This window comes from Arthrobacter sp. TS-15, from assembly GCF_006964045.1.
Lineage (GTDB): Bacteria > Actinomycetota > Actinomycetes > Actinomycetales > Micrococcaceae > Arthrobacter.
The window spans coordinates 13,905-31,658 of record NZ_SDXQ01000054.1 but is presented as its reverse complement, the minus strand read 5'-3'; the positions used below and the strand labels follow the sequence as shown (position 1 = coordinate 31,658).

Below are 17,754 nucleotides of genomic sequence, written 5' to 3'. Positions count from 1 at the left end.
TTTGCGCGATAACTGCCTAAGGAAGCTGGGCAGGCCCGTCGGCTGCATGGTAGCGGGCCGCCAGTTCACTCCGGGAGCGTATGCCGAGCTTCCCGTAGATGCGGGTCAAGTGGTACTGGACTGTCTTCTCAGCCAAAAACAGGGCACGAGCCGTCTCTTTATTGGTCGCACCGGACGCCACGAGCTGGGCAACAGCCTGCTCCTGGATCGTCAGACTTACCTGTGTGCGACCAACGGCTGTGAGCACTGGGTCGGCGGGATCAGGCAGCGCACCGACGTCGAGTCCGGTCGCCTTGAGTTCGCGGTCGCACCGTTCCACGTATGTGACAGCACCCAGCGACTCGTAAAGATCCCGCGCTGCCCGAAGCACCGAGGACGCAAGGCGCCTCTTGCCGGCCCGGCGCATCGATTGACCGAATGCGAAGCTGATTCGGGCCCGGAGGTAGGGGCGATGGAGGCCGCGCAGGTGCCCGAGGGCAGCCTCGAAGCGCTCCCGCGCCGTGTCGGCATCCCCTTGGGCAGCCAGGAGCCGCCCGCGGGCCCAGGCCAATCGGGCCAGATCCGAGGGAATGTCCCGCTCTCTCCGCACCTGTTCAAGGGCACTGAGGAAGGCTTCCGCTTCGTCTAGCCGGTCCGCCATAACCAGACCGTTGACGTAGGTGTCTTGCCACGGCCAGAATGACACCCGTTCGTCAGTCCACGGATCGAGGTCCGTGAGCGGCTGCAGCGCTGCGATGACGCCTTCATAGTCGGCCCGGGCCTCATGGAAGCGGGCACGGGCCATGCTCGCCGGGACCTGCATTGCCCGGTACGTTCCGGCCTGTACCGCGGCTTGAGAGACGTAGTGCCGTGCCCGGTCCCAATCGCCCCGCATGGACCACAATTCCGCTGCCGTCCAATACAGGAGGGGCCGGATCAGGGGCATCCGGGATGCTTCAAGCCGCACTGAGGCGCGGGCCACTGTGGCGGCCACTGAGTCCCAGTCCCCCAACACCAACTGCGTGCGCGCCAGCCACGCTTCAGCCCAAAGAGAGATACGCAAAGAACCGCCGCCGTAGCCGGTGGGGGCAGCTGCCTGAAAATTCACCAAAGCAGTTTCAGCATCGTCAGTGCGCAGGGCGAGCCAACCAGCCCCCATCTGCACCCGCTGTTTCTGCGGATTCTCCGCCGCGTGCTCAAACGCTCTGTCGTAGGACGCCTCGGCTGCCGCCAGCCGTCCCTGCGCGAAGAGGCCAAGCCCGTAAATGGCTTCGGACTCAATATGGGCAGGGGTGCCAGGCTCCGTCAAAGACATCGCCTGCTCCGCCCAGCCAGTGATGAGAGGGCCGTCCCAAGAAGCCAGTCCGTGCAAAGTGAAGCGTTGAGCAATCCGGGCTGCCCCCGTCGGGTCTTGACGCGGGTTGCACGTGCGCCAGGCCGTCTCCAGCTGTGTCTGTGCGCTGTGATTCTGACCAGATACCGTGTTGAGATAGCCCAGGACCGAAGAGCGCAGAGGTGAAAAGGGCATCGCGTCCACGGAAGCTGTCCAGGTATCGGCCTCAGGGATGTTGCCTGAACCCACGAGCGCGTCAACAGCCCGCAGCAAACGTTCGTCGTGGGAGCGCCGGTCCGTAGCGAGGCGTGAGGACGAGAACAGGGCTGTTGCGGTGTCGTGCCAAGCACCCGCCGTGGCTTGGCGCCGTGCGTAGTCCTCCAGTTCAGCGGCAAGCTCCTCATCGGCGCCGGGCGTGGCGGAGACCCGATGACCGAGCTGGTCACCTTCAGCCTGTACGACGGCTGCCGCGCGCCGGTGCAATTCCATCCGACGGCTGGGCAAGATCTGCTCGTAGACGGCTTCAGCTGCGCCAGGTTCACAGAACTCCACCGCTGAGCGCAACCGGTCCACGGACATGCGCAGGAGCCGGGCACGGTGGGCTTCGTCCAAAGCGTCGATGAGCCGGTCCACGCCGCTCACAGATGTGACCTCAGCGGTCCCGGCGTTTTTCCCGAGCACGGCCACTGCCTCCGCTACGGCGGTTAGGGCCGGGGAGGCAGTGCTGAGGATGCTGTTCACTCTTGCCCTGACTCGCAGAGTCGGGGGCAGGGACGGCAGCCACGAGTGCCAGGTTTCCCCGGGCAGCTCGCCGAGCAGATCAACGACAAGCTGGGGCGACCCGTGGGTGTGCTCTACTAGGGCGTGGGCCGCGGTCGGGCTTAGGTCAATGCCGAAAGAGCGCTTGGCCAGGTCCTGGACCTGATCCAGCAATAGGGGCGGGAGCGGGATCCGGGTAATTTGGTGCCCTGTCAGGAAGTCCAGCACCCCGGCGGGGACGTCATTGGCCTGCGATAGGTCCGCCGTTAGGACGAACATGATGCGCTTGCCGTGCAGCCTGCGCATCGCGAAGACAAGGATGCGCAGGCTCTCCTCGTCGAGGTGCTGGACATCGTCCAGGGCAACGAGCACGCAGTTGTGGGATTGCAGTCCTTCAAGGTGCGTGCTCAAGGTGGACGCGAAATTCAGAACCTGGTTTGGTGTAAGGGCGGTGACAGGAGCCGCGGGCGGGACCGGGTACGCGTTCGACGCTTTGGCCGTCCGAAGCTGCGGCTCCTTCATCAACTGTGAATACCCTGCCAGGGCGAACTGTGCCTCCCATTCGTCCCCGGACGCTGACAGCACGCGCACCCCGCGTGCCACAGAACGGCAGTGCTCCAGGAAAAGTTCAAGCACTGCGGTCTTTCCGGACCCATGAGGGCCAGTGAGGATCACACTACATACGTGGCTTTTCCGTACGATACCCAAGGTTTCCAAGAGCTTCGCGAAGATCTCGGTTCGGCCGACAAGTGGAAAATCCTCATCAGTCTCGCTGAGGTGGGAGACCGTCGTCATGGCCGCAATTCTACCGGTGCGCGGAAAAGGGTCATGACGACGAAATCCCGCTGGAACTGGATCAGCCGAGGTCGCCGCCGGCCACAGGCAGGACGCTGCCGGTTACGTAGGAAGCCTCGTCGGAAGCGAAAAATACAATGGGTGCTGCTTGCTCGTCCAAAGTACCGTAGCGCTTCATGAATGAAGACTCGACGGTCTGGTCCACAATGGTCTGGTACCAGGCCTTCTCTGTGGCGGACTGCGCTTCCGGACCCCGTTTGACCTTCCGGGCAGGGGCTTCCGTGCCTCCTGGGGCGGTGGCGACTATGCGGATGCCGCGGCCCGAGACCTCCATGGCAAGGGACTGGGTCAGGGCGTTGATCCCGCCCTTGGCTGCTGCATATGGGACGCGGTTCATTCCGCGGGTGGCTACGGAGGACACGTTGACGATGGTGCCCGCGCCCTGCTCAAGCATGACGGGCAGCACAGCGCGGCACGACCACAGAGTCGGGAAGAGCGAGCGGCGAATCTCCTTCTCAATCTTCTCCTCGTCGTACTCCTCGTACGGGCGGGCCCAGATGGTCCCGCCAACATTGTTGATGAGCACATCCACCCTGCCGTGAGTAGATTGGGCGGCGTCAACGGCCTTCAGGGCACCGGCGAAAGTCTCAAGATCGGCGGTCACCGATGTGGCAGATCCCCCGGATCCTGATTCTTTCGCTGCTTCATTGATTGAAGCAGCGACATCGTGCACCAGGGGGGCGCGGTCCACGAGTACGACGGCGCCACCCTCTGCGGCAATCCGTTCGGCCACCTTCTGCCCTATACCCTGAGCCGAGCCGGTTACAAGCGCGACCTTGTCAGCGAAGCGTCCATGGGTCACGAACTGTCCTGCATACGGTAGTACTCCCATTAGCTGCTGGCCACTTTGGCATCAATAGCTGTGGCCATGGTCTGCTTCGCATCGCGGGCGTGGGCCATGATGATGTCCCGTGCGCGCTTCTTGTCACCGCGTTCGAAGGCGTCCACGACATCGACGTGGTCCTGGGCGACACGGGTGAAGATCTCTGTGCCTTTCTCGAAGGTCGCCGCCATTTGCGCGTGGACATTCAGCCGCCGGTAGGACTCCAGAAGCATGGGGTTGTCGGAGATCATGAAGAGGTATTCGTGGAACTCCTCGTTCGTGCGCACGTACTCTTCGGGGTTCTGGACCGTCCCAGCATCGACGGAGTGCGTTGTTGCTTCGGCGAGGCGACGGAACTGCTGCAGCTGCTCCTCGCTGAGGCGCCCTAACATCAACTCCGTGACTGCAAGCTCAAGACCCATGCGGGCGTCGAGATGTGCGAAACTGTCTTCCTTTCGGAACTCCAGCCGGCCAGTTTCCAAAGAGGAAATGGCCTCGACGCGGGTGATCCTGTCGCCCTCGGCCGCGACCTTTTCGGCCGGGGCCGGCGCTCCGGTTTCGGCATCGCCGCCGGTGGTCTCTTTGGGCGCGAATCGTTCGAAGTAGAAGTTGGCTGGCTGCACGCCTTCGGTGTCCAGCCACTTGGTTACAGCGTTGACCATGGGTGGCGGCCCGCAAAGATAGATGTCAACGTCGCCGTCGTTCAGGTGTTCGGGGCTGATGATCTGGGTGACGTATCCAGTGTGGGGTGCCGAGGTGTCGGGTTCAGAGGCAATATAGTCCCAAGTGAAGCCCGGCAGCTTCTCCTCGTAGGCTCGCAACCACTCGAGACCAACAATGTCCGCCTCACGGGTCACGCCGTAGATGAGGTGAACCGGGGTTGCCGGAGGGTTCCCGGCGAGCTTCTCCAGAATCGACAGCAGCGGGGCCAGGCCCGTGCCGCCAGCCAAGAGCAGCAAGGGCCGCTTGGGCTCGCGCAGGAAAAAGGAGCCGTAGGGGCCGGTGAACTCAATCTTGTCGCCGACCTGTGCGCGATCGCGCAGATACTCAGACATGGCTCCCTGCGGGGTGATGCGCACCATGAAGGAGGCATCCTCGACGACGGGTCCGCTGCTGAATGAGTAAGAGCGTTCTGCGTCAGTGCCGGGGACCTTGATATTGACGTACTGGCCCGGGAGGAAGGCCAGAGCATCCCGGCCTTCAACGTCGAGCGTGAAGGAAATGGTCGACTCTGAATGCTTGTCAAGCTGTTTGAGCGTGGAGGTGAAGGCAGCGGCTGAGGTCTTGGCCGACTCCGAAGTTGCCGGGATTTGGATGGTCATGTCCGACTCAGGGACCGCCTGGCAGGTGAGGAGGTAGCCCTTTTCGAGCTCATCCTCTGTCATCGCGTCGTCGATGAAGTCCCCCGGATCGAACGATCCGGAGTCGCAGAAGGCCTTGCAGGTGCCGCAGGCCCCGTCGCGGCAGTCCGCGGGGATATTGATGCGTGCCTTGTACGCGGCGTCCATGACGGTCTCGTAGTTGCCGACCTTGACGACCTTTGTGACGCCGTCCTCGAAGCTGAGGGCTACCTGGTGGCCCATAATTGTCCCTCCTGGGAGTGGACGCACGTCGTGCGACCTGGGAAGTGCTGTGTAAAGATGCTCATACGGAGCGGGAAACGTGAAGCCGCGGCAGGTCGCCCACCTGAAACAGGCCAACTGGCCTGCCGCGGCAGGGAGTGGTCACACCATGTAGACGTCGACCACGTGGTGGATGTAGTCGTTTTTGAGCACGACCTTTTTGCGGAGGATCTTGGGCTGGTCGCCTGAGAGATCGATGGTGTAAAAGCTGCTGCCGAAGTAGGTATCCGTCGTTTGGTAGCGGTAGTAGAGGGTGAACCAGTTGAAGCGGACCTCGACCTTTTCCCCGTCGCGTTCGAGGACCTCAATGTCGGTGATGTTATGCCCGGTGCGTGGGTCTGGAAGGGAAGTAGCGGAGGAGCGGTCGGTCTTGATTCGGAAAACCCGGTCCTCGAGACCACCGCGGTTGTCGTAATAGATCAACGAAATTTCGGACTGGGGGTCCTGGGTCAACGTGTCGTTGTCGTCCCAGGCCGGCATCCAGAATTCAGCATCCGGGTGGTAGCACTCGAGCCAATCGTCGAACTGGCGGTCGTCGAGTAGGCGGGCCTCACGGTAGAGGAATGCTCGCACTGTTTCCAGGGTCGCGATGTCTTCGGCGGTCTTGAACGCCGTGACGGGATTGAGCAGGTTAGACATGGTGTGAAACTCCTTTAGGGATCCGGGCGGACCCGGACGAGGGACGGTCAGACGGTGACGGGGGCGGACTCCTGAGCGGAGCGCTCCTCCTCAGCGAGGCCCTTCTCCATGACTTCTTTCCAGAAGGTGTGCTGGATCGGGTAGAGCCCCTCATCCTCGGTGCGCACGCCGGAGGCGATGACCTGCGTCATGCCCAGCGCCAAAGCCTGCTCGTCCGGGCCCTGGATCTCGTGCGCGGAGCCACGGGTCATGTCGTTCCATGGTGCACTCTTGGCCCAGTATGTTTTGTTGCAGGAGCGGAACTCCTCGAGGTCGTCCGGGGTGGCCATGCCTGTGGCGTTGAAGAAGTCCTCGTACTGGCGGATGCGCTTGGCACGGTTCTCCGCGGACTCGCCCTTGGGAGCGATGCAGTAGATCGTGACCTCGGTCTTGTCCGCAGAGATGGGCCGGAAATGGCGGATCTGGGAGGAGAACTGGTCCATGATGTAGACATTGGGGTAAACGCACAGGTTGCGCGAAATGTTGATCATGAAGTTCGCCATCTCCTCGCCGTACTTGCCCACAAGTTCGTCCCGCCGGTCCCACAAGGGGCGGTCCTGCGCGTTGGACCACTCCTGCCACAGCAACAGGTGGCCGTGCTTGTAGGAGTAGAACCCGCCCTTGACCTTGCCCCACTGGCCGGCGTCCATGGCCTTGGTCGTGTTGGCTGAGTCCCCGGCAGCACGGCGGGCCGTGGTCGCAGCGTAATTCCAGTGCACGGAGGTTACGTGATAACCGTCGGCCCCGTTTTCTGCCTGGACCTTCCAGTTACCGTCATATGTGTAGGTCGATGCTCCGCGCAGCACTTCGAGCCCCTCAGGGGACTGATCGACGATGGAGTCAATCACCTTGGTGGCGTCACCCAGGTGCTCCTCGAGAGGCAGTACGTCCGGGTTCAGGGACCCGAACAGGAAACCGCGGTAGGACTCGAAGCGGGCGACCTTGGTGAGGTCGTGGGAGCCGTTCTTGTTGAAGGTCTCCGGGTAGCCGCCGTTTCGGGCTTCTTTGACCTTCAGTAGTTCGCCGGAGTTCTTGAAGGTCCAGCCGTGGAACGGGCACGTGAAGGTGGTGCGGTTATCGGTCTTGCGTCGGCACAGCATTGCCCCGCGGTGAGAACATGCGTTAACGATGCAGTTGAGCTTCTCCTCCTTGTCCCGGGTGATGACTACGGGGGTCCGACCGATGTATGTCGTAAAGTAGTCCCCCACCTGCGGGATCTGCGACTCGTGCGCCAAATACACCCAGTTGCCCTCGAAGATGTACTTCATTTCCATCTCGAAAATTTCCTGGTCAGTGAAGATCTCCCGCTTTGCCCGGATGACGCCGCGCTCCCGGTCATCGATAACGGCGTCGGCAAGAACCTCGCGGACGTGGGTCAAATTTTCGGTCATGACGTGCTCCTTCTGCGGTGAAGTGCTGGGAACGGATGAGCGGCGGGGCCTGCACTTAGCCGCCCGGCCGAAAAAGGTATAAGCCAATTGTGGCCGCTCGTGACTGCACTCACATCAGGTAAAGCCCTAGGGTCGACCAAGGGTGTCGTTATGTAGGGTTTATGACAAATAAACGGTCTAATCCATATTTGTATCGTCCTTATAGGACTACTAGCCTGAGAACGGCATCACGTGCCGTTTTAAGCGGGTTAATACCTACGCTGGCGCGTCTCAAGGGGCAGGAGCGGTTCCTACCCCAAGTTCAATGAAGAATGTGGAGATCACTATGACTCAGACCCAGGCGGAGATTCGCCAAAAGAACGAGGGCACTGCAGTGGAGGCCGGCTCGAAGGCAACGGAACGCTTCGCTGCGTCCGGCAAGACTGCGTCCATCGCAGTGTCACAGGAGCGGGTCAGCCTGCTGGCCGGGGAAGCTATTAAGGCCATTAACGACCTGGCGGTCAAGCATCAGGTCACCTACGAAGAGTTCAACGCACTTAAGGCGTGGCTGATCAAGGTTGGTACTGACGGCGAATGGCCGCTCTTCCTGGATGTGTGGCTGGAGCACACCATCGAGGACATCAATTCTCAGGACCGCCCGGGCACCAAGGGCACCATCGAGGGTCCCTACTACGTCCCGAACTCCCCTGTGCTGGAAACCCCCGCCACGGTGGAAATGCGGCAGGACGAGCAGGGCACACCACTGCGCTTTACCGGCAACTTCACCGACACGGCCGGCCACCCCATCCCTGGTGCCCAGATTGAGCTCTGGCACGCCGACGCAGCAGGATTCTATTCCCAGTACGCCCCTGGCCTGCCCGAATGGTTGTTCCGCGCCACCGTAAAGGCCGACGAAACCGGCTACTTCGAGATCCACACCATGCGCCCCGCCCCCTACCAAATTCCTACCGACGGAGCCTGCGGGCAACTCATCGCCGCTGCGGGCTGGCACGCCTGGCGTCCGGCCCACATCCACATCAAGGTTTCTGCCCCCGGCTACCAGCCCGTCACCCAGCAGCTGTACTTCCCTGGGGACCCGCACAACGCGGACGACATCGCTTCGGCGGTCAAGGACGAGCTCATGCTCGACCCCAAGCCTCGTACCGATGGCGGAGAGGGTGAGGAAGCAGTTTACAACTACGTTCTGGCCAAGGAAGGCGAGCACAAGTAGCCGCTCTTCCCAAGCGCGGCAGTGCACGATCCTGCATGAGATGTGCCCCGGAGTCCTCCGCTTCGGGGCACATCCACGTTTGCGGACCCAACATGCCCGGAGAAAGCACCGGCAGCCTTGTGTACCGCAGTAGGCGGCTCTCCTTGCTCCCAATACTGGGATTTCCGGAGCACTCCGGAAACTTCCCGAAGGCTGATATGCCGGCCAACTGAGGCGGCGTCCTTTCCTTGACCAGCACTAGTGCGGAACCTGGGTGCCCCTTCAGCAATTGACGGGTCAGGACGTAGCGTGGTCCTGGCGCTCAAGCATGCGGGATACAGCGTAGCCAAAGACAACGCCCCAAAAGGCGGCGTGAATGTTGAAAAGGTTCAGCCCTGAGATCGTGACGACGAACGTGACCAGGGCGCCCAGGGAGTAGGTTGCGGCAAAAGCGGTGACGAAGGCCTGCTGCAGGGCCCGCAGCATAGCAATGCCGCCCAAAGTCAGGACGAAGGCTTCAGGAGTGGCGAGCATGAGGCGGGTAAGCGTGGGGGCCAGCAGGGCGCAGACCAGAGACAGCAGTCCGTAAACCACCGCAGAGGTGTACTGGCGATGTTTTTCTCCGGAGGCCGTCAGTATGGCGTTGGTGGGGCCAGTTACACAGGCCGAGACGGCTCCCAGGGGAGCATTGAGCAGGGAGAACACTCCCGAGGTCACCGCGAAAACGTTGATCGGCGGCTTGTGACCTGCGGCCCGGAGCACGGCGGACCCCTGCCCATTCTGCACGACCAGAACCGTCAGGGCGAGCGGAATCACCAGTTCCAGCTGAGCGGCCACGGTGAACTGAGGGGCGGCGAATACGGCAGCGGCGAAGATTGGTCCGCCCGCTTCCAATGCGAACCGGTCACTGAGCGCGACGGCGGCGATGCCGACCACAAGGGCACCGAGCACTGGAGGGAGGTACTTGCCCAAGGCGGGGAGGGCCGTCAACGCAAGAAATGCGACGACCATTGGTATGGCAATTGCGGGGTCAGCCTGGCTTGAGGAGATGATGTCCGTCCCGAACCGCAGGAACACGGCCGCGACCATGGCCATGACGATCGGCAGGGGAATTGCAGCCATGATCCGCCTGACGACCCCGGTAGCGCCAAGTGCAAGGATCAGAACGCCGGCAGAGAAAAATGCCCCCACTACTTCAGGGAAGGACAGATGCTGTAGGGACGGGCCCAACAGCACGGTCCCTGGAATCGACCAGGCAAAGCCCAAGGGTTGCCGGTAGAGCAATGAAGTGACCAGAGTCGCCGCGCCGGCCGAGAGGAAGATAGCGAAGACCCACGATGCCAGCTGGGCCTGGGTCAGGCCGCCGACAGATCCGACCGTCAGAGTTACGGCGATCGGACCGGAGGCGGAGAACACCAGTCCTACTATCCCGTTGGAAACGTAGTGCGGCCCGATGTCCCGCAAAAAATCGCGCAGCCCAGCCGGCCGGACGTCGGGGCGTTCGAACAGCGGTGGGCCTAGGGAGGGCATGCCGGCAATTTCTCTGGCTGTCTTAGGCGCGTCCTGGTCAGGGTCAGACATCGTTGCTTCCTTATTGGTGGGCGGGCAACGCGCCGCAAAATCTGTGGAGGGCATCAACCCGGGCCCTTTATCCTGGGCGCCGCATTTCTACAGGGATTACCGTGGCGGGATCATCTGATCCCGCCTTACCAGGTAGGCAGCGCTGGCAGGGGGCCATCAGCTTCGATGTTGTCGGCCTCCCCGCGAGCCAGCCACCCAAGGAGGCCCTCACGGTCGGACGCGACGTGCAGTGAGCCGTCCCCGATAACCCATTCATCCCGTTCTTCTGTCACCAGTGTCATGCCCGGGGCTCCCTTGGCGCTCATAGTACGCACTGCCGCCTCCAACGCGTCGAGCAGCGAGTCGGGGTCGGCTTCCTCGATGGTCCATGTGGTGGCCAAGTCGTGATGGTGGACGACGACCTCCGCAACACGCAGGGCTACGATGCCCGTCGCCGGGACTGACTTGCCGTGGAGTTGTACTGTCTCCACCATCAGATCCCCGGACAGCCGCTGGGCCTGCTCCGCAAAGTACCGAGCAGAAGCCCGCAGCTCGGTGAGTAGTTCCTCGCTTGGCAAGGCAGCAAGGGTAGCGATTTCCTGGGCGCGGGCCTCGGGGGAAGAGTAGAGCTGGTGCTCCCGCCCGGAAGTGGCCCAGTCAATGAGTTTGACTAACGCCCGGCCACTGGAGGCGAGGTGGGCGACGACGTCAGCCCGGCTCCAGCCTTTGCACAAGGAAGGTGCCGTGAATTCCTCATCGGACAGCGACTCCACAGTAGCCAGGAGCATATCGGTCTCGCGGCCTAGGCGGGACAGGTCTGAGTGCAGACGCGCGGGACTAATCATGTTGCCATCCTAATCAGGGGTTAGGTCGCGAACCATCAATCTCATGCACATCATCTATACCTAGATACGACGGACTGAGACGAGGGTGGAACGCAAACAGTGCGGTCAGCGCCGGCCTTGGCGCGAGAGTCCATTCGGGGCCGCCCGTAGACGGCTTCCGAATCTTTAGGTTTATCTTGTGGCAAGGCCGTGAGGCATAACGGTAATGCTGTGGACATCTTCCCGGAGGAACAACCGGCGGCCTCGCCCCCCGGTGAGTACGAGCCAAAGAACGGATCCGTCAGCAGATACTGTGTCGACGAGGCCGGACTGCTTCCCTTCCTTGAAGACGAACAGGCTGACGTTGTCCCCTCGCTTCAGTTCCCACCACACTGCGGGGGTGGCTGGTTCCAGACCAACATCGGGGGTTTGCGCTCGGTTTTGGTGCCCGACGGGTTGCTTATTCCGGCGGAATTCCAGCGGTGATTCCATGATTGTTTTGTCTTTCCGGCTACATGCTGAGGCCTTGGCTGTGTTCCTTTACCCTTGTGGCTGTCGGACGAGGGTGTTGGATGCCGACAGCCTTTCCCAGGGCACTAGACGCGGGTTTGCCTGTGGGACTTCCGCCCGGATATCGCGTTCGGCAGATTTGGGTCGACGGCCTGTTTGAAGGGTGACGGAAACGGAGGGCCTTTCGGTCAGCCAAGGCAACGCAGAGAAGCTGTAAGAGGGCCTTACCATGCCACTTTTTGCCGTGTGAGTCCGAACGGGACTTCGTCGGAAAGGGTGACCTTAAACTGGCCGGGGGCCTGATGTGTCACAAGGATGCCTCGACGCCGCTCTGTCATCGCGGTGGCTCGTATCCGGTCAATTGCGCCGGAGAGGTGAACTTCGAGCTGCGCCTTGGTGGCTGCGGTGACCACGAGTTCTTGTGGTGCATGGGTAAACATTGAGATCGTGCTCGTCTCTGTTATTCCGTCCTCGCTGGGGAGGTAGTGGTAGTTGTTGGTTTGAAGGAGGCCTCTAGTGAAGCCTGCCCGGCTCGGCGAACCGTTGGTTTCCCTAGACCGCTCGCCGGCAATAGAGGCGGCAGCAGGTACTGGTCTTGGATCTCAGCTCAACCCGCCGGTGCTTGGGAGACAAGTAAAAAAGGGAGGTTGCTTAACGGGTTCAAAGGGGACGACGAGCCATTGGCCACTGTAAAACTCCACATATGAGTCCAAAGGGCATCGTGCGTAGGCTTCTTCTCGTGTCATGCCCATCATTCCTTTCGCTTTTCGACGTTGATCACATGGCCAATGTGTTTCGGGTCTCCTTAGTTTGGCATCGAGGCCAGTGCCCCGTGAAACAGCAATTCGCACCCTATTTACGTAGTTTTGTTGTTGGTCAGTTTCTGCAGCCGGCTCAACTAGAGCCACTCACCATTGCGAACCTGCCTGACCCAGTGCAACCTGCATCATTGGCACAATTCACCTTGCAAGGGACGTACGGAACGTCTAACGCATCTCAACAGGTTGTGGTCGAGTTGTGCCGTGGCCGGACGCATAGACGACTATGCGCTGCTTTCGGATCTCCAGGCGGGACCTCTCGTCTCCCGCAACGGGTCGTGGACTGGCTCTGCTTCCCGCGTTTTGACTCACCCTCTGTGTTTAGTAGTCATGTAGGCGGCGAGGAGCACGGACGCTGGCTGTTAGCCAGCAGACGTTGTGGGCGAAGTAATGGTGGCCTTGGAACAGTTGCGTCTGACATAGGCGTTCGCGGACCTGATGGCCAGGTCAGCGACAGCCGAGCGCGATCGTCTTGCCGTCTGTCCGCACGTAGCCCAGCTCCACCAGGGTGTGCAGGAACCGCCGCGCCGTGGCCCGGGTCAGGCCGGTCCTGCCGGCCACTTCCGTCAGGGTCATCACCGGATGGTCGGTGTCGAACGCGCGGATCACGGCCAGCCCGCGCGCCAGCGACTGTACGTACTGGTCGCTGGCTTGCGGGGCGCCCGCTACTGCTGCGTCGGTCATGGTTACCAATCCTAGGGCGGCCTGGTTTCGACGGGCTCAACCACCCGCTGCGGCGGCCTTGAGCGGCACGGGTACCAGTTCCTGGAGTTCCTCGAGGGTGCAGCCGAAGGTTTCGCGGACGCTGACGCCCTCGGGTCCGGTGAGGAACACTGCCTTGTCCGTGTAGACCCGGGTCACGCAGCCCACGCCGGTGAGCGGGTAGGTGCAGGACTCCACGATCTTGGACGCGCCCTCGCGGGTCAGCAGGGTCATCATGACGAACACGTCCTTGGCCCCGGTGGCGAGGTCCATGGCACCGCCGACGGCGGGGATCGCGCCGGGCGCGCCGGTGTGCCAGTTGGCGAGGTCACCGGTGACGGAGACCTGGAATGCGCCCAGGACGCAGATGTCCAGGTGCCCGCCACGCATCATCGCGAAGGAGTCGGCGTGGTGGAAGTACGAGGCTCCGGGGAGTTCGGTGACGGGGATCTTGCCGGCGTTGATCAGGTCGCCGTCGATTTCGTCGCCCTGCGCTTCGGGTCCCATGCCGAGCATCCCGTTCTCCGTGTGGAGGGTGATGTCCTGTTCAGCGGTGAGGTAGTTGGACACCAGGGTGGGCTGGCCGATCCCGAGGTTCACGAAGGAACCGGGGGCAATGTCGCGGGCCACCAGGCGGGCCAGGTCGTCGCGGCCCAACGGGGTGGCGGAGGTCTTGATGCTGGTTTCGGTGAGGCTCATGTCAGGCCGCCTTCTCGGTGGTGCCCGCCGGGATGCGGACAATGGTGTTGACGTAGATGCCGGGGGTGACCACGGTCTCCGGGTCCAGCGCCCCGGTGGGGACGATCTCGGACACCTGCACGATGGTCTGCTTCGCCGCGGCGGCCATGATGGGGCCGAAATTCCGGGCGGTCTTGCGGTAGACCAGGTTGCCCTTGCCGTCGGCCTTCAGTGCCTTGATCAGGGCGACGTCCGCGTGGATGGGCGTTTCGAAGACCTGGCCGCGGCCGTCGATAATGCGGGTTTCCTTGCCTTCGGCCAGCATGGTGCCGTACCCGGTGGGGGTGAAGAACCCGCCGATGCCGGCCCCGGCGGCACGGATGCGCTCGGCCAGGTTGCCCTGCGGGACGAGTTCCAGCTCGATTTCGCCGGCCTTGTACTTGGCGTCGAAGTGCCAGGAGTCGGACTGCCGCGGGAAGGAACAGATCATTTTCCGCACCCGGCCTTCCTTGATCAGCAGGGCAAGGCCCTGGTCGCCCTGGCCGGCGTTGTTGTTCACCACGGTCAGGTCCGTGGCGCCGCAGTCCATCAGCGCATCGATCAGTTCGAACGGCTGCCCGGCGTTGCCGAAACCGCCGATCATCACCGTGGAGCCGTCCTTGATGCCGGCCACGGCCTCGTTTACGGAGTCAACAAAAGTCAGCATTGCCTAGCCCTTCACGCCAGTAGTTACGTTTTCGAGCACCACGGCCAGGCCCTGCCCGACCCCGATGCAAATCGCCGCGACGCCCCAGCGCTCCCCGGAGGCCTGCAGCGACCGGGCAAGGGTGCCCAGGATCCGGGTTCCCGAAGCACCCAGCGGGTGGCCCATGGCGATGGCGCCGCCATGCCGGTTCACAATCGAGGGGTCGATGCCCCAGGCGTTAATGCAGGCCAGGGACTGCGCGGCGAACGCTTCGTTAAGTTCGACGGCGCCCACCTGGTCCCAGCCGATGCCCGCCTTCGCCAGGGCTTTGTTCGCCGCCTCCACAGGGGCGAACCCAAAGTACTGTGGATCGTTGCCGTGCGCACCACGCCCGGCAATACGGGCCAAAGGCTCCAGCCCCAGCAGCCCGGCGGCACTTTCACTGCCCACCCAGGCCGCGGAGGCGCCGTCGGACAGCGGGGAGGCGTTGCCGGCCGTGACCGTACCGCCCACCTCTGCGCCCTCGGGCTCTGAACGGAACACCGTCTTCAGGGCCGCCAGCTTCTCGGCGGTGGAACCGGGGCGGATGCCCTCGTCCCGCACCAGGTCCGTGCCCGGCACCGGGGCCACCAGGTTGTCGTAGAAACCCTCGTCCCACGCGGCGGCGGACAGGTTGTGCGAGTCCGCGGCGAACTCATCCTGCGCCTGCCGGGTCACCCCGTACTTTTCACGGAGCCTTTCGGTGGCCTCGCCCAGGGAAATGGTCCATTCCTTGGGCATCGCCTTGTTCACCAGGCGCCAGCCCAGGGTGGTGGAGGCCAGGGTCATGTCGCCGGCCGGGTAGGGCTTGTCCGTCTTGGGCAGCACCCACGGAGCACGGGACATCGACTCAGCGCCGCCCACCAGCACCAGGTCCGCGTCACCGGCATTGATCTGGCGGGAGGCGATGATCGCAGCGTCCAGGGACGAGCCGCAGAGCCGGTTGACCGTGGTCCCGGGAATCGACACCGGAAGCCCGGCCAGCAGCGTTCCCATCCGGGCGATGTTGCGGTTTTCCTCGCCGGCGCCGTTGGCGTTGCCGAACACCATCTCATCGATCCGCTCCGGATCCAGTCCCGGAGCCCGCTTCACGGACTCCCGGATCACATGGGCTGCAAGGTCGTCAGGGCGGACGGCGGCGAGGCCGGAGCCGAACTTGCCGAAAGGGGTGCGCACGGCGTCGTACACAAAAGCCTGATTCATTGTTCTCCTAGGGTGTCTAATCACTGGTGTCATGCTCGAACGGCATGTTGTCTTCGTTACTCGGGCAAACCTTTTTGGGTTTTAAGGCTGATTTGTGGAGGGGTACGCACTAGCAGACTGTCAGCAGGTTCGGCAGTGTCAGGATGTTCGCATGCCTACTTGCTGCGATTCGGTCCAGGTCATAAGGCTGCGCATCAACTTGGCTACACGGTCCGGTGCCTCTGCAGGGGCCAGATGTGCCACGCCTTCAAGGGTGACGGCGATAGCCGTGCCACCGCCCTCCGTGATCGTCGTGACTAACTCCTCCGCAAGCGCGGGCGGCGCCACACCGTCCAGCGCCCCCGCAATGACCTGCGTGGGAACACGGATGCTGCCGACTTCTTCGCGGATGTCAAACCCGGCCAGCGCTTCGCAGCAGAAGGCATAGCTGAACCGGTCGGCGTCGCGCAGTGCCTGTAAGAGCCGGCTGCTGACTTCGGGAGCACGGTCCATAAAGCCCGGCGCGAACCAGCGCTGCGCAGAGCCCTGAACCATCACCGGAGTTCCCTCGCTGCGGACCGTTTCGGCGCGCTCCAGCCATCCCTCACGGGTACCGAGCTTGGCACCGCTGCACTGCACGGACAGGCTTTTGAGGCGTTTCCCATGCGCTCGGCCCAACTGCAGGCCCGTGGCGCCACCCAGCGACACACCCGCATAGTGGAAGGCCGCGCCGGGCGCGATCGAATCGACCAGCTCCACCACGGCATCGGCCAGCGCTGCCACATCGAAGCTTTCCGTCGCGGCAGGTGAGTCTCCATGGCCGGGCAAGTCCCAGACCACAAGGTCGTAGTCATTGCGTAAAAGTGAACCGGTACGGTCCCAGAGCATGGAGTCGGTGCCCAAGGAGGAACCTAGCACCAGGAGCGGGCGTTCTCCGAGCGGGCGCCCCGGGGAAAGCAGTGCCGCTTTCAAGGCAGGTTTGGTCACGGCGGACTCCAATGCGCTCGGTAGGTGAGGGGAGAGACAGAAATTCGAACTGCCGATGACCAATCACAATACGCATCAAGTTCTCTTTTCGCACGTATGTTCGTCAAGCGAACCTTCGAGGGGGTTCTCACCAGCGGAATGCGGTACATGCGTAGGACGCCGTCTTTCCTAGTGACCACTGGAACACAGCGGAGCTAAGGGAGGCTCTTCCATTGAGTGATCGGGCGCGACCTCTGGTGGCCATCTGCGGGGCTATGCCGCTTGGCTTCATAGTCATCGCCTGAAAGACGCGCCGTTTTGACTAGTTCGGACAAGTCCGATCAAAGTCTCCCGAGAGGCCTGTGACCCGTGCCACTGTAGCTACAGCATCGCGGACTGGCTATCCATTATTCGCGTAAAGCCCCCAGGCAAGACCGTAGGTGAGACCGGCCCGATGTGGAGCCCGACCGTTCACCTGTCGATCTCGAGCTAGAGATCAGCCTTCCCCTATAGACACAACACGAGAGCAGATCATCATGATGTTCTGGAAAGAAGAGTTCCTCGAGTGGGAATCTCAGGCGACCGTCCTCACAGCGAAAGAAGCGAGGCCCGCGCCGCATCGCCCTGTCGAGGCAATGCAGTTGCGCCGAACACTTGGGAACTTTGCCACTGGTGTCACTGTGGTCACCTACGCTGACAGCGGCGCTTTCCGCGGTGCCACCGTAAACTCCTTTACCTCCGTGTCTCTGGAGCCGCCGCTTGTCCTCGTTTCCTTAATGCGGACAGCCAAGGCGGCTCAGAGTCTTCAAGACCGCGCGTTTACGGTCAACATCCTCAACGAAACCCAACTGCAGACAGCGCTGCAGTTCGCCGGAAAACCGCAGGACGATCACCACATCGACTGGGTTACCGATGACGGAGTACCACGGATCAACGACAGCCTGGCGTACTTCACATGCGACCCATGGCGCATGTATGACGGCGGCGATCATCTGCTCGTCTTGGGGAAGGTACGCGCTTTCGGTCAGCAGGACGGCATCGACCCGCTTCTGTTCTATCGAGGCGCTTGGGGAGCCTTGGCGCCGCACCCCAGCCTAGCGACTACCACCGGCTAAGTGCCGGTGTGAGTTCACCTGTGCAGAACGCGCCCTTGCCCACGAC

General features: G+C 62.4%; 15 protein-coding genes and 2 pseudogenes. 4 read left to right on the top strand and 13 right to left on the bottom strand.

Annotated elements, in window-relative coordinates:
* Positions 1 to 16: 16 nt before the first annotated feature.
* The 5 genes from EU811_RS20525 to benA form a co-directional block, all read right to left on the bottom strand.
* On the bottom strand, positions 17 to 2,866 hold the full coding sequence (locus EU811_RS20525) for an AAA family ATPase (RefSeq protein WP_142940137.1): 2,850 nt from the start codon (positions 2,864 to 2,866) through the stop codon (positions 17 to 19).
* 61 nt (positions 2,867 to 2,927) lie between these two features.
* Complete coding sequence (locus EU811_RS20520; protein ID WP_274595844.1) at positions 2,928 to 3,728, bottom strand: 1,6-dihydroxycyclohexa-2,4-diene-1-carboxylate dehydrogenase; 801 nt, start codon at positions 3,726 to 3,728, stop codon at positions 2,928 to 2,930.
* Between the two features lie 29 nt (positions 3,729 to 3,757).
* Entirely contained in the window at positions 3,758 to 5,332 is a 1,575-nt protein-coding gene (gene benC / locus EU811_RS20515; protein WP_142940135.1) for a benzoate 1,2-dioxygenase electron transfer component BenC, read from the bottom strand.
* Positions 5,333 to 5,473: 141 nt separating this feature from the next.
* Positions 5,474 to 6,010 (bottom strand): benzoate 1,2-dioxygenase small subunit, encoded by a 537-nt coding sequence (benB, locus tag EU811_RS20510; protein ID WP_142940134.1) that lies wholly within the window; start codon positions 6,008 to 6,010, stop codon positions 5,474 to 5,476.
* Positions 6,011 to 6,057: 47 nt separating this feature from the next.
* Positions 6,058 to 7,440: a benzoate 1,2-dioxygenase large subunit gene (gene benA, locus EU811_RS20505; protein WP_142940133.1), complete on the bottom strand. Its 1,383-nt coding sequence runs from the start codon at positions 7,438 to 7,440 to the stop codon at positions 6,058 to 6,060.
* A 325-nt stretch (positions 7,441 to 7,765) separates the two neighbouring features.
* Here benA and catA point away from each other — a divergent pair, with 325 nt between their 5' ends.
* Positions 7,766 to 8,650, top strand: coding sequence for a catechol 1,2-dioxygenase (gene catA, locus EU811_RS20500; protein ID WP_238703483.1), 885 nt, complete (start codon positions 7,766 to 7,768; stop codon positions 8,648 to 8,650).
* 276 nt (positions 8,651 to 8,926) lie between these two features.
* Here the strand turns inward: catA and EU811_RS20495 are convergent, their stop codons facing one another.
* Both EU811_RS20495 and EU811_RS20490 read right to left on the bottom strand, forming a co-directional pair.
* Positions 8,927 to 10,210: a benzoate/H(+) symporter BenE family transporter gene (locus EU811_RS20495; RefSeq protein WP_142940131.1), complete on the bottom strand. Its 1,284-nt coding sequence runs from the start codon at positions 10,208 to 10,210 to the stop codon at positions 8,927 to 8,929.
* 125 nt (positions 10,211 to 10,335) lie between these two features.
* A complete protein-coding gene (locus tag EU811_RS20490) occupies positions 10,336 to 11,034 on the bottom strand; it encodes a maleylpyruvate isomerase family mycothiol-dependent enzyme (RefSeq protein WP_142940130.1) in 699 nt (232 codons plus the stop codon).
* 210 nt (positions 11,035 to 11,244) lie between these two features.
* On the opposite strand from EU811_RS20490, the gene EU811_RS24365 reads away from it, so the two are divergent.
* Complete coding sequence (locus tag EU811_RS24365) at positions 11,245 to 11,499, top strand: hypothetical protein (protein ID WP_142940129.1); 255 nt, start codon at positions 11,245 to 11,247, stop codon at positions 11,497 to 11,499.
* Positions 11,500 to 11,747: 248 nt separating this feature from the next.
* Here the strand turns inward: EU811_RS24365 and EU811_RS20480 are convergent, their stop codons facing one another.
* Entirely contained in the window at positions 11,748 to 11,963 is a 216-nt protein-coding gene (locus EU811_RS20480; RefSeq protein WP_142940128.1) for a hypothetical protein, read from the bottom strand.
* Positions 11,964 to 12,545: 582 nt separating this feature from the next.
* Here EU811_RS20480 and EU811_RS24360 point away from each other — a divergent pair.
* Positions 12,546 to 12,709: pseudogene (locus EU811_RS24360) on the top strand (trehalase-like domain-containing protein); the annotation flags it as partial.
* A gap of 91 nt (positions 12,710 to 12,800) precedes the next feature.
* On the opposite strand, the pseudogene EU811_RS20475 reads toward EU811_RS24360, so the two are convergent.
* The 5 genes and pseudogenes from EU811_RS20475 to EU811_RS20455 form a co-directional block, all read right to left on the bottom strand.
* Positions 12,801 to 13,025 (bottom strand): annotated as a pseudogene (locus EU811_RS20475) (helix-turn-helix domain-containing protein); the annotation flags it as partial.
* A 36-nt stretch (positions 13,026 to 13,061) separates the two neighbouring features.
* Entirely contained in the window at positions 13,062 to 13,742 is a 681-nt protein-coding gene (locus tag EU811_RS20470; protein ID WP_142940127.1) for a 3-oxoacid CoA-transferase subunit B, read from the bottom strand.
* 1 nt (position 13,743) lies between these two features.
* On the bottom strand, positions 13,744 to 14,427 hold the full coding sequence (locus EU811_RS20465) for a 3-oxoacid CoA-transferase subunit A (protein ID WP_079598053.1): 684 nt from the start codon (positions 14,425 to 14,427) through the stop codon (positions 13,744 to 13,746).
* A gap of 3 nt (positions 14,428 to 14,430) precedes the next feature.
* The gene (locus tag EU811_RS20460; RefSeq protein WP_142940126.1) at positions 14,431 to 15,648 is read right to left on the bottom strand and encodes a thiolase family protein; all 1,218 of its coding nucleotides are present in this window, start codon (positions 15,646 to 15,648) and stop codon (positions 14,431 to 14,433) included.
* Between the two features lie 138 nt (positions 15,649 to 15,786).
* Complete coding sequence (locus EU811_RS20455; RefSeq protein ID WP_142940125.1) at positions 15,787 to 16,614, bottom strand: alpha/beta fold hydrolase; 828 nt, start codon at positions 16,612 to 16,614, stop codon at positions 15,787 to 15,789.
* 515 nt (positions 16,615 to 17,129) lie between these two features.
* Between EU811_RS20455 and EU811_RS20450 the strand changes: the two genes are divergently transcribed.
* A complete protein-coding gene (locus tag EU811_RS20450; protein WP_238703482.1) occupies positions 17,130 to 17,708 on the top strand; it encodes a flavin reductase family protein in 579 nt (192 codons plus the stop codon).
* Positions 17,709 to 17,754 lie beyond the last annotated feature (46 nt).